Below are 13,831 nucleotides of genomic sequence, written 5' to 3' on the forward strand. Positions count from 1 at the left end.
ATACAATAATGAAAAAATCAATAAATCAATATAAAGCAGTTACTGATCAAAACTATAAGTTTAAGTCATTTTCACTCTTACTGGTGGCCGGAATTCTGTTATTGACAGCTTGTTCTGCTCCAAAAGTTAATGATAATCTGACTGCTAAAACACTGCCCAAAAATTTCGATGTTACTTCAAAAAAAGCTGCTGACAGCGGAACTACTTTTGTTCCGCTGCAAACAGCCACTTATTTTAAGGATGAAAAATTAGAACAATTATTAGACAAAGCGATGGCTCAGAATCCGGATTATTTAATCATGGAACAGCGTATTCTAATAGCCAACTCGCATCTGAAAGCAGCTAAACTGGCTTTATTGCCTTCATTGGATTTTCAGGCCGATGCTTCGGGAACTCGTTATGGAAAATATACCATGGAGGGCGTTGGTAACTTTGATACTAATTTGTCTCAAAACATATCCGACAGACAACGAATTGCAACGGCTACTACTCCTAACTTTTTCCTGGGAGGAAAAGTATCCTGGGAAGCTGATATATGGGGAAAACTAAGCAATAGGAAGAAAGCGGCACGTGACCGATATTTTGCCTCTCAACAAGGAATGCGATTGCTGAAGACTAAATTATTAGGCGATATTGCAGAGCTGTACTACGAATTAGTAGCCTTAGACAAACAAGCACTAATTTACAAGCGAAACCTTGATACACAACAGCATGCATTGCATATCGTTTCGGCACAGCGATCTGTTGGAAAAGCAACAGAACTTGCTGTACAACAATTCAATGCGCAAAACAACAATATATTGGCAGAGGCAGAACAATTAAATCTTAAAATCGATCAGGCAGAAAAGGCGCTACTTACGATGCTTGGAGAATACGGCGGAAAAATCGAAAGAAACACTGATTTTTCATCGGGTTATCTTAAAGTCTTAAATCAAAAAATAAGTGTAGACACAATCATACACAAAAGACCCGACGTATCGGAAGCTTACTTTGAATTGAGGGCTACAAATGCAGATGCTAAAGCGGCTCGTGCAGCCTTCTTTCCAACTCTAAATTTAGGCGGATATGTAGGAATGAACTCTTTTTCTTTGAGTACTTTTTTTGACAGCGGTTCGTTTGCCTGGCAATTATTAGGCGGAATCACTGCTCCGATATTCAATAAAGGACAAATCAAACAGGAATTTTTTACTGCCAACCGAAGACAGGAAATTTCTTTTCTACAATATCAAAACACTATTACAACCGCTTATAACGAACTAAGTGCTTTACTGCACCGAACTGAAGCTTTTGAAAATGTGCTGAAATACAAATCTAAAGAGATTGAACATCTTGAAATTGCTGTAAATGTTTCCAATGATTTGTATCTGAGCGGTTACGCCAATTACCTTGAAATCATCAATGCACAAAAAAACAAATTACAGGCCGAACTTGATTTTGTAGAGATTCAGTTGAAAAATGCAAATGCACAGATCTTACTTTACAAAGCTTTAGGAGGTGGGATGTGATAAACATCCTTTTTCAAGTTTCAAGTTCCAAGTTTCAAGTTCCAAGTTTCAAGTTGCAGGTTGCAGGTTGCAGGTTGCAGGTTTCAACTTGAAACTTGAAACTTAGAACTTAGACTTTGGACAAGCTTTTCTAAAACAAAGAACCCCGTTTCTATACCGAAACGGGGTTCTTGTTTTTTATGCATTATTTATCGTTTACTGTAAAAGTATTATTTGTAAAACGAGATTGTATCTGTTAGGTTTTCTCTGTGTATAAAAGCTGTAATAAACTCCTGAACTTCGTTGGTACTTTCAGATCGTGTTTCAAAAGAGTTAATATGAAATTCATCATCCTGATCCAGAATATGTATGATTTCTGTATACCCTTTAGAAATTAAACTTCCTTTAAGTTTTATAATGTTCAACTGTTGGCGACCATCTAATTCCTTGCGAACTTTTAGTTTTATAGCTTTTTCCATAATAGATGTTTTAAAATGACAAACCTTTAACCTCTACTCAAATTTAAATATTATTCTTTTGAATGCTTGTTAAAAAAATAAACTTAAGCTATTATTTATCAACAAACTATAAACAATTGATTAACAAGTTGCCACAGTCCTGATTACCGGAGATAAAAAAATCGTTCGTCGAAAACTATTTCTACTACACTTTTTGTTTTTTTGAAAGTTAACCGCCTTAATTTCAGTAATAAAATCTATTTTTCTACATTTTAGAATTATTTAAAAACTCAAAAAAGGTCCATTACAGCCTATTTTAACGCTTTATACAAGATCTCAACCGGATGTTGTGCTTTTCTACCCGTACCATCAGTAATCTGATGCCTGCAGCTGGTACCTGAGGCAGAGATTAGAGTGGCTTCTTCTTCAGAACGAATGGTTGGAAACAAAACCAACTCGCCAATTTTCATCGACAACTCATAATGTTCTTTTTCATAGCCAAAAGACCCAGCCATACCACAGCAACCACTCGGAATGTTTAAAACCGTATAATTCTCGGGCAAAGCCAGTATTTTTTTAAGAGGCACCAATGACGATAAGGCTTTTTGAAAACAATGTCCGTGCATGCGTACACGTTCCTGCCTATCGGTAAAATTACTTGAAGAAATTCTGCCTTCCTCCAGTTCTTTTGCCAAAAATTCCTCGATCAGGAAAGCTTTTGCAGCATAGTTTTTTGCTTTCGCTTTTAATTCTCCTCGGCATAAATCGGGATACTCATCCCGAAAAGTTAAGATAGCCGAGGGTTCAATTCCGATCAGAATACCATCCTGTGGAATCGCCTGCTCAAAATCTCTAATGTTTTGTTCGGCAATTTCACGGGCCTCTTTCAGCATTCCTTTCGAAAGATAGGTTCTGCCGCTAATCCCAATTTTTGGAATTTCGACCTGATACCCCAAACGATTCAGTAATTGTACCGCGGTCTGCCCTATTTCGACATCATAATAATTTAAAAATTCATCATTGTACAGATATACTTTTCCGTTACTAAAATCCCCTTTTTGACGATACGTTTTCATCCACTTGGCGAAAGTAATTTTATGCATCAAGGGCAATTTTCTTTCTGTAGCAAATCCTGTTGTTTTTTTAACCACATTCCCCAAAGCTCCTTTTGTGGATAAATTATACATCCACGGAATCGTGGCAAACCATTTGTTTATTTTGGGAGTATTCCCGATAAGTCTGGAACGAAATTTCACTCCATTTTTATCGTGATATTGTTGTAACGTTTCAGCCTTTAATTTGGCCATATCCACATTCGAAGGACATTCTGATTTACAGCCTTTACAGCTCAAACACAAATCCAAAACGTCAACAAGATTGTCATCATCAAACTTATTAGCCTGGGTAGAGTTGGTTATCGTCTCTCTCAGCATGTTTGCTCTGGCGCGCGTGGTATGTTTTTCGTCCCGTGTGGCCATATAACTCGGACACATGGTACCACCGCTTTTCTCAGTTTTTCGGCAATCTCCGGATCCGTTACACATCTCAGCAGCACGCAAAATTCCATTGTGTTCCGAAAAATCAAAATAGGATTCCGGCATCGGGGTATCCTGTCCGGCAGTATATCTCAGACTGGTGTCCATCGGTGGTGTATTCACAATTTTACCGGGATTGAAAACACCCCAAGGATCCCAGGTTTCCTTAATCTGAACAAACAATTGATAGATTTCCTCGCCTAACATCAGCGGAATAAATTCCCCTCTAAGCCTTCCATCTCCATGTTCACCGCTTAAAGAGCCTTTGTATTTTTTAACTAAATACGCAATGTCTGTCGCAATAGTTCTGAAAAGCACCGTCCCTTCTTCCGTTTTTAAATCAATAATCGGACGAAGATGCAATTCTCCTGTTGCCGCATGCGCATAGTGCACACAATTTAGATTTCGCTTTTTTAAGATCGCATTAAAATCTTCTATAAAATCCGGTAAATCGTTTACATCTACTGCTGTATCTTCAATTACGGCAACCGCTTTGGCATCACCGGGAATATTAGACAGCAAACCCAGTCCTGCTTTACGCAAAGCCCACACTTTATTAGTATCCTCACCATAAACAATTGGGAAATGATACCCTAAATTTTTAGAACGAAGCAAAGCTTCCATTTCTTTGGCAATGGCGTCAATTTCTTCAGGAGAATCTCTTAAAAATTCAACGGCTAAAATTGCCTGAGGATCTCCCTTTACAAAAAAACGATTCTTGCTTTGCTCAATATTTTCTTTTGTACATTCCAGAATATAATGATCGATTAACTCCACGCTATCCGGTTGAAATTTTAAAGCCTCAATATTGGCTTTAAGTGATTCATTAATGCTTTCAAAATGAATGCACACCAATGCAGAATAAGGTTTTAACGCGTCGACCAAATTCAATTTTATAGCAGTCGAAAAAAACAAAGTTCCTTCTGATCCTGCTATTAATTTACAGAAATTGAATTGCTCTTTTGAATCTTTAAAAGGCATTGTATCGGCCAGTAAATCTAAAGCGTAACCGGTGTTTCTTCTTGGAATTGATTTTTTAGGAAAGTGATCTTCAAACAAAATTTGGTTTGATGCTGACGATAGTATTTCTTTGACCTGAACATAAATGGCCTGTTCCAACGGACTTACGACGTTAATTCCGTTACATTTATCTTCAAATTCAGCATTGGTTAACGCGCCAAATGTCACTTCGTGACCATCGGCCAAAAAGCCTTTGATTTCAAGCACGTGTTCGCGGGTCGATCCATAAATAACGGATCTTGCACCGCAGGCATTGTTACCCACCATTCCGCCAATCATACAGCGATTGCTCGTCGAAGTTTCAGGTCCGAAAAACAACTTATAAGGTTTCAAATGAAGGTTCAGTTCATCACGTATAACTCCGGGCTCGACCCATGCCGTTTTAGCGATCTCATCGACCGATATAATTTTGGTAAACTCCTGCGAAATATCTACTATGATTCCGTTCCCCACAACCTGTCCCGCCAACGATGTTCCGGCAGCACGCGGAATTACACTGCTTTTATACTCTCTCGCAAAAGCAATGATCTTCTGAATATCTTCTTTTGTTTTTGGAATAGCAACTGCGAGCGGCATTTCTTTATAGGCACTTGCATCAGTTGCATAAAGCAAGCGCATGGTATGATCATAGAATAATTTACCTTCTAATTGTTTTTCGAGACTTTCAAGAGGAATGGTAGCCTCAGAAAGAATAGTATGGTTATTCATTTTAATACTTTATATTAAGTAAAGTGTCATTTCGAGGAACGAGAAATCACAAGCAGAATCCCGTTCAGAATGGAAACTTCTTTGTCGGGTTTCTAGTGTGATTTCTCGTTCCTCGAAATGACAATATTGTGTGTAATCGTTATCTATAATTCACTTAAAGCAATATCTAATAATCGCACCATTTCATCAGCGTTTTGTTTGTTGAATGTCATAGGAGGTTTTATTTTCAAAACATTGTGCAATGGACCATCTGTGCTTAATAAGTAGCCATGGGCTTTCATTTTTTCTACTACAATATCTATTTCGGGAACAGCAGGTTCCATGGTTGATCTGTCTTTTACCATTTCGGCACCAATAAACAGACCATGTCCGCGAACATCACTAATAATTGGATATTTGGCCATTAATTTCCTAAGACCATCCATTAAATGATTTCCGGTTTCCAGAGCATGCTGTTGCATTTCTTCTTCCTGAATCACATCCAATACGGCCAAACCAGTAGTCATCGATACGGGATTACCGCCAAAGGTGTTAAAATACTCCATTCCGTTGTTGAAGGCATCCGCAATTTCTTCCGTTACAATCACCGCAGCCAGAGGATGTCCGTTACCAATTGGTTTTCCTAATACCACGATATCCGGAACTACATTTTGTAATTCGAAGCCCCAAAAGTGGTCTCCGATTCGTCCAAATCCAACCTGAACTTCATCAGCAATACAAACTCCTCCGGCAGCTCTGACATAATCATACGCTGTTTTTAAATAATTTTCCGGTAACGGAATCTGACCTCCTACTCCCAATAAGGTTTCACAGATGAATACCGCAGGAGCTTTGCTCTCTTCTTTCAAGTCCTCTATTATTCTTTGCACATCGGCAGCATATTTTTCTCCCGCATTGGTATCACCATATTTATACGGGCCGCGATACAAATCAGGATTAATCGCTTTGTGTATCCACGGCATTTGACCAAATCCACCTTTACTGTCAAATTTATACGGACTCATTTCCATTGCAACGGTAGAAGTTCCGTGGTAGGCATGATCTAATACAATAATATCTTTTTGTTTGGTAAAATGACGGCTCATTCGAATCGCCAGATCATTGGCCTCACTCCCCGAGTTAACAAAGTAACAAACACTCAGCTTTGAAGGTAAGGTTGCAGTAAGTTTTTCGGCATAAGCTGTTATAGCGTCATTTAAATATCGGGTATTGGTATTTAAAGTGGCAATCTGTTTCTGCATTTTTCGAACCACGACCGGATGACAATGTCCCACATGCGAAGGGTTATTGACACAATCTACAAAGGTTCTTCCCTTATCATCGTATAAATATTGCAAAGCACCTTTTACAATTTTTAACTTATCCTGATAACCAATGCTTAAATTACGTCCTATTTTCTTTTTTCGAACTTCCAATAAATCACTGTAATCGTCAGTAGTAATTACTCCTTCAAAACCACAGGCTTTTCTAAAAGCATCCTGCGCTTTGATTGGATTAATCTGAATCAGTTTAAACAATAAATTCCACGCCGGTTTTTCGGTTATAAAATGGTGTTCGTTGTTGCTGTCTAATGAGGCATTATAAGCGGATTGTGTTACACTGATACAAAGTCTTCCGGCAATCAGATAATACAATACATCCAATTCCTGCCCGGTTAAAGCATACGATTTATGGTACCCTTCAACAATCAATGCTGCAACGGCCAGCGGATCTTCTTCATCCAGCATGGCATACGTACAGGCTATCGCTAAATTGTTGATTAAAGCGGTATAAACCATATCGCCAAAATCGATTAAACCGCTAACACGATTGTCCTGTACTAATACATTATAATCATTGGCATCGTTATGTACATAAGCATGACGCAAGCGATGCAATTGAGGCAAGACTTCCGTATCAAACTGCAAGAGGAAATAGCCCGCAATACGCCTTTTTTCGTGATTTAGAATATATTTTAAATTGTCCGCTGCTTCACTCGCACGACTGATGTCCCAAGTATAATTGCGATGCATGGCAGGATGTGAGAAATCCTGTAAAGCATGATCCATCTTTCCTAAAAAGCTCCCCAGGTCATATTGTAATTCTTTTGTTTTAGCTTTTTCATCCACCCAAAAAACACCTTCCAAAAAGTTCAGTATTCTGATATAGTACGTTTGAGAATTACCGACAATTTTAGTCAGTTCTTCTCCATATTTATTGATACTGAAATGCTGAAAACAACTTGAAACAGGGCTCTTTTTTAGATGCTGAATGATATTAATCTGCGCTTCTAAAAAAGGAAAAGGGTGACTTTCGTTTGAAACTTTTAGAATGTACTTTTCATTCTTCTCATTTGATAAAAGAAAGTTCAGTTCGTCATATCCATTTAATGCTTTTACGGTAACGGTTAATCCGTAATGTTCTTTTACTAAATCCTGAATAGCTGCTTCTGAAAAAATCATTGATACTATATTAAATTGTTTTTATTTTATTTTTTAGTCGCGACCCCGAGCGATAACGAACGGACGAAGTAATTCACGAACTACTGTACGCAAGCCACTTAAAAAATTCGTGAATTAGTGGCAGACTTTTACTTTATTTCCAAATAATCGCCTGAGCCGGTTGTAAAGGATTTTGTCCGACCAATATTTTACTCCCCTGAGGAATTGCCAACTGTATCGGCTCATTGGTATAATTTACTCCTGTGTAAAACCCGTCTCTCCATTCTACAAAAACCCCTTTTGGCAAATCTTCGATAGCAACTTTGGAACGTTCGTAAACCGATCTCACTACTTGTCTTTCCAGATCACCGTCTTTACTTTCTGCTGCTATGTAGGTAACCGTTCCTTTTCCTAGTTTTCTGGTAATTGCTGCCGCTTTTCCTTTATAAAACTGATCGGCATAGGTTGCTAAAACTTCTGTTCCTGGTTTCGGACTTAAAACATCTGCCCAGGTATTCCATTTATAAGTATTGTTTCCGGAACTTATCGTTCCGTTTACATCCGCCACAAGCATGTCAAAAAAGTCAACATCAGCACCAATTAACGGAACGATTGGCGCACTCCATTTGGCCTCAAAGAAATGCCCGTTTTTATCTTTCTGACCGGTACGGCAGGACAAAATCAGGTTACCACCATTTTCTACATATTTCGTCCATTTGTCTACCAATTTCTGATCGATCAGCTGGTAAGCCGGTGCTACTATAAACGGATAAGCCGAAAAATCATCTTCTTCTGTAATAAAATCCATTGGTGCACCAGTCGATTTTACTGCTGAAGTATAGGTATTTCGATGTCTCCACGTACTCCAGAACTCCGTTTGTTTTTGGTTCTCCAAATCCCACAGATTTTCATGACTCCATAAAAATCCTGTTTTTCTTTTGGCAAGATCAGCAGGAAGTACCGCTTTCGGATTGTACTCTTTTCGAAGCAGTTTCATATCTTCGATTGACTGTACAAACTCTTTTCCTCCCGTAGTCAAGGTTACGCCATCCGTACCTACGATTCCGTCGTGATACATTTCACTGCTTCCCAGTGGATGTCTGTATCGATAAGTGCAGGTGAAAGAGCAGCCTCCTCCAAAAGCTTGTGAAATCCACATATGAACGGTTCCCGGAAGCAATTGCGGATTAATACTCGCCCAGTTCACTTGCCCGGGCTGCATTTCCATAACTCCGGTAACTCCATTAATCGATCTGTAATAATCATTGGCTTCGGATATTTTATTTGGATGTCCCATTCTAAAGTTCTGACCTCCTAACTGATTTCTCCCACTCACCGGATACATAGTGTAGGTGGCAAAATCCATCTTATCGGTTCTTCTTGGGTCTGCACCATAAACTACATTCGTATAATTGGTCGTAATCCATTGCTTTGGATCAACATATTTTCGAAGTGTTTCTGCCTGTAAATTCAAATATTCGGCTTGTGAATCTGCCGTAAATCTTTTAAAATCTAATATGGCATGCGGACTCAATTTGTCTTCAAAATAAATCTCAGCATTTGGAATGGCAATCTGTTCGAAGTTGTTATAGCGAATACTCCAAAAACTTCCCAGCCACTCGGCATTCAATTTTTCGATTGTACCGTATTTTGCCTTTAACCATTTTTGAAATCCTTTTTGTGCAGATGGACTAAAATCATCCGGAGCTCCCGGCTCGTTATCCACTTGCCAGCCCATAATGTTTTTATTCTTTCCGTATCTTTTCCCAAGTTCAGTCACTATCTTTTCGACAAAGCCTCTGTACTTTTCATTTGAAACCGATTGATTGGCTCTGTTTCCATGCTCTCTACGGCGTCCGCTTGCATCTACCAGATAAATTTCAGGGTACTTTTCCCCCATCCATGCCGGCGGAGTTGGTGTTGGGGTGCAAAGAATCACTTTTAAACCTTCTTTTTCGGCGATTGCCAAAGCGTCATCCAGCCATTTAAAGTCATACTTCCCTTCTTCCGGTTCCATATACGTCCAGGCAAATTCGGCAAAATGTGTAAACTCAAATCCCAGTTTTTTGATGTTTTTTAAATCGCGTTCCCATTGCTCTCTAGGCCATTGTTCCGGATAATAATAAACACCGATCTGCATCAAATCTGGTTTTGAGAAAAAACGCTGTGGATCTTTCTTTTCTGTCGCTGTCGTTTTTTTACTTTGAGAAAAAATGGTTGTTGTATTACAGCCCGCAATAAGCAAAGCCGTTGCAACTATTTTGGTAAGTGATCTGTTGTGGTTGAACATAATTTGTACTATTGGTGTTAATCAAATTTAGATAGTTATTTTAAGCTGTCGGATGCAAATTGTAAATTTTTATGAAACACATAGAAACATAAGTCATATTCTTAAAAAAGAAACACGTTTCTCTCACATAACTTATGTGCATTAAAAATAAGTGAAACGTCTTTTTATAACATTTATAATCTATGCTCCTATGTATTAAAATATTATAACAACTTATATACTACTTATCTTCTAAAAGCAACATTAAATAATGGGAAGCCGACCAGCTAAAATTGTAAGCTTCTAGTCCTCTTCCGGTAATGGGCTGGTAGTTTTCTCTGATAGAAGTTCCTTTGTCTAAAACTCCTTCGGCATTGTAAATTAATTTATGAGCCAGTTCGTTTGCTTCTTTCACATAGCCGTACTTTTCCAATCCGTTTATACCAAAATAACTTTGATCAAGCCAGACTGGTCCTCTCCAATACCCATTGTCCGGTTTGAACTTTGGATGATTGGCTGCCAGTGTCGGTAAAGGAACAAAAGTGTTCAAACTGGCCGTATCAAGCATGTTTTGTTTGGCTAACTGCGCTTGCTCAGCGGTAGCGACTTCTGCCCAAACAGGCAAATACCCTTCACACCCCATTGCTTTTATCAAGGTTTTACCATCGATAGTTGTATCGTAAAACCAACCTGTAGCAGCATCCCAAAACTGATTTTGAATTTTAACTTTCAAAGCAGTACTTTCTCCCTTCCATTTTTTCGATTCTTCAGTTAGTTTTAAAACTTCTGCCATCTTCTGCAAATAATTTTTCTCGGCATATAAAAAGGAATTTAAATCTACACTTTCCTGATCTAACGAAAAGGCTTTTTCTCCATTTTTCAGAATTTTACTGTCGTCAAAACGAACGGCATTATCCATTCCACTCTCCCATTTTGCTGCAATCACAGTTCCGTCTGTAGAACCAAATTCACACAAACCATCCTGATCGTGATCGCGTTCTTTGTACCACCAATTGTGATATAATTTTAGCTTCGGATAAAACTCTTTTATGAAATTAACGTCTTTTGATTTTTCATAAATTTTCCAGATGGCCCAGGCTGCAAGCGGCGCTTTAGTATTTCGGTAATTGTTTTCTTCGAGAAGATTGTTTCTGTAAATACAATCCGGAATAAACCCGTTTGGCTCCTGATAATCAAACAAAGCACGCATCTGATCTTTTGCCAGTTCTGAATTGTAATTGGCAACCGCAACGGCGTGTTTCCAGCTGTCCCACGCCCAAAAACCATGAAACCATTCGTAATTGTAGCTCGGGAAAAGTCCACCGTGTTTCAAACCTTCAGCAGCAATTCGGGTATTGTTTTGTAAAGTCAATAGCAGTTTAGCAATCAAATTAGAGTAAACTGCCTCTTTGTAAATATTTTTCTTCCTGGCAATTAACTGCACCAGTTGATTTTCTTTTTCTTTTTGTGTGTTGTTTAGTAAGGTATTGAATGCTGTTTTAGCAATGTTTTCATTTTCGGTTTTCCAGGAATACTGAGAAAAAATGAAGGTTTGAGAAACCACTATTTCCTTAGTTTCATTTGGTTTTAGAACCAGTTTCTCTGTCTGAGCTTTGTACCCCTGATTCGTAATTTCAATTTCAGGAGTGCTATTCAAAAACTGAATGTACCCTGTTGCTGTGCTTTTAGTCGAAACAATTTTTAAAGTTTTGCCTTCTTTTGAAAGCTTCAAATCATTTAAAAAAAGTGTTGAGTGGTAGGACGGAAAAAGGGTTACTGTTTTTCCTGATGTGTTGGTAATGCTTGTTTTTTGTAAAGCCGAATGACCGGACAAATAAACCAACTGCTGTTTTACCGTTAACTTTTCGTTTTTAAAGGACTGTTCCAAATGACTGTTGTAGCTGTTCTGGTTCACCAGCGTATTTTTCCATTGAATAGCTTCTTTTTTGTTTTCATCCGTAAGCTCTAAAGAAACAAACGAAGGACTTAACCAGACACCATTTTGTTCTGTCATTAAAAAAGGCCCAGAAAATCCGGCCTGCACGACTGATGGTTCTAAAAATCCAAATCCAAACCAAGCCCCTTTATCTGAAAACGCCAGTGATTTTCGATCTGTCGCATTTAGAGGGTTCCCTTTATAGTTTATGCTATTTCGGGCCGCTTCTAAATTGGGATATTTCTTTTGAGACCAGCCTGATTGAACTATAAAAAAGGACGCAAGAATAAAAAGTATTTCCTTTTTTCTCATGTTATTTTGTTTTTATGATGTGTTAGAATTGATAAAATGAAATCAGCACAAACAATCGCTGCCTTACTTATCAGATAAAAAGAATAGCCCGAAAATTAGGCTATTCTTTTTAAAGTTATATCAATTTCATTTCTATTTTAATCCAATATTTTCATATTATATCGGTATTAAAATCAATTCATCGAATTAATTTGTTTGTAATTCCGTTAATGGAATTGGGTAAAAATTGTTTTTTGAGGCATCAAAACCGCTACGTCCTACTGCATCAAGTGCTGCTTTCGTTTTTCCCCAACGACGTAAATCATAAAAACGGTAGTTTTCTAACGGGAACTCTATGATTCTTTCGTGTTCAATCTGAGCTTTAACAGCTGCTGCAGTTGTTCCGGTCATGGCTGGCATATCAGCTCTTTCACGAACTTTATTGATATACGGAATAGCTTCTCCGGTACGCCCTAACTCATTCAGTGCCTCAGCCTGCATCAACAGTACATTCGCATATCGCATCAAAGGAATGTTGATTGCCGTAAACTCCTGATTCATTTTGTCCTGAGTACTTGGAATGTATCTGCGGTATACCGGTTTGTCCTTCCCTTCAAACTTTTCATCATAAGTAGTGCCTAATACCAAAGGATTATTGGCATCATTAAAATAAGGATCTTTAAAGAAAATAGTACTGTAAAAACGCGTATCATAATTTCCTGTCGTCGCAATTTTTCCTTCTTTTTTGAATTCGTTTACCAACATAGGGCTTGGCAAAATTTCATCCCAGCCGCCAAGTTCTCCCGCTGCCATCCAATAATGAAGAGCATTACGGTAGAAAGCACCATTAGCCGTAGTTTCAGAAAATTGCAATTCAAAAATAGACTCTTTGGTATTTTTTGTGGTACCGTCAAACATCGATACATAATCCTTCACTAACTCATACCCCTGAACTTTATTCAATGCAGTAAGCGCTTCGTTTAAAAAAGCTTGCTTTTGAGCTGTTTCTTCATAAGCTCTGGTTAAATATGCAAATCCAAGGTAGCTGTTGGCTGCTCCGCTTGTTGCACGTCCTGTTTTATCAGAAGTTTGCTTCGCAGGAAGTATGTCTGCCACCGCTTTAAATTCTTTTGTGATAAAATCCCAGGCCTCCGGTCTTGTCGATAACGGAACATTTAAATCGCTTTCTTTGGTTACGTATTTATCTCTAACATAAATTTTATCCCAGTTCAAAAGCAATTTCATGTGGTAATAAGCACGTAAGAAACGAGCTTCCGCCTCAATTTGTTTACGGTCAGCATCTGTTATAGCAGAAGCCGGAACCTTTGGTAATTTATCAATCACCTGATTGGCATTACTGATCCCTCTGTAATTAATTTTCCAATAACTGGTAAACTGACTATTCCCGTTCGTATAAGTAAAAGTCGAAAGTTCCACCCAGTTTTGGTAGTTCAAAGCATCGCTTCCTAATTCGTTGATGTCTTCACGATAGGCTTCTACCGGCCATTTTACTTCGGCAAAAGACCATTCGTTGGTAGCGCATTCAAGCTGTCCGTAAGTTGCCGCCAAAGCAGATTCGGCATCGGCCTTATTTCTCCAGAAATTCTCTGAGGTCAATTGGTCCGGAGATTGCTGCTCCAGATAATCACTACAGCTTGTTATAGTCAGCAAACCTATAGTGGAAAATAATAAAAATATCTTTTTCATGAT

The 13,831-nt window shown here is 38.4% G+C and carries 7 protein-coding genes; 1 reads left to right on the top strand and 6 read right to left on the bottom strand.

What is annotated here, in order from left to right; translation table 11 throughout:
* The first annotated feature begins 8 nt into the window (after positions 1–8).
* The gene (locus tag M4I44_RS16000; protein WP_249965344.1) at positions 9–1,505 is read left to right on the top strand and encodes a TolC family protein; all 1,497 of its coding nucleotides are present in this window, start codon (positions 9–11) and stop codon (positions 1,503–1,505) included.
* A 209-nt stretch (positions 1,506–1,714) separates the two neighbouring features.
* Here M4I44_RS16000 and M4I44_RS16005 read toward each other — a convergent pair whose 3' ends face one another.
* The 6 genes from M4I44_RS16005 to M4I44_RS16030 all read right to left on the bottom strand — a co-directional run bounded on the left by M4I44_RS16005 (position 1,715) and on the right by M4I44_RS16030 (position 13,828).
* Entirely contained in the window at positions 1,715–1,963 is a 249-nt protein-coding gene (locus M4I44_RS16005) for a hypothetical protein (protein WP_017497164.1), read from the bottom strand.
* Positions 1,964–2,253: 290 nt separating this feature from the next.
* A complete protein-coding gene (locus M4I44_RS16010) occupies positions 2,254–5,205 on the bottom strand; it encodes an FAD-binding and (Fe-S)-binding domain-containing protein (RefSeq protein WP_249965345.1) in 2,952 nt (983 codons plus the stop codon).
* 143 nt (positions 5,206–5,348) lie between these two features.
* A complete protein-coding gene (locus M4I44_RS16015) occupies positions 5,349–7,646 on the bottom strand; it encodes an aminotransferase class III-fold pyridoxal phosphate-dependent enzyme (protein WP_249965346.1) in 2,298 nt (765 codons plus the stop codon).
* Positions 7,647–7,779: 133 nt separating this feature from the next.
* Positions 7,780–9,915, bottom strand: coding sequence for a beta-galactosidase (locus tag M4I44_RS16020; protein WP_249965347.1), 2,136 nt, complete (start codon positions 9,913–9,915; stop codon positions 7,780–7,782).
* A gap of 220 nt (positions 9,916–10,135) precedes the next feature.
* Positions 10,136–12,142, bottom strand: coding sequence for a trehalase family glycosidase (locus tag M4I44_RS16025; protein ID WP_249965348.1), 2,007 nt, complete (start codon positions 12,140–12,142; stop codon positions 10,136–10,138).
* Positions 12,143–12,328: 186 nt separating this feature from the next.
* The gene (locus M4I44_RS16030) at positions 12,329–13,828 is read right to left on the bottom strand and encodes a RagB/SusD family nutrient uptake outer membrane protein (protein ID WP_249965349.1); all 1,500 of its coding nucleotides are present in this window, start codon (positions 13,826–13,828) and stop codon (positions 12,329–12,331) included.
* Between the last annotated feature and the right edge of the window lie 3 nt (positions 13,829–13,831).

It is taken from the genome of Flavobacterium sp. B183 (assembly GCF_023539155.1).
GTDB lineage: Bacteria > Bacteroidota > Bacteroidia > Flavobacteriales > Flavobacteriaceae > Flavobacterium > Flavobacterium tructae.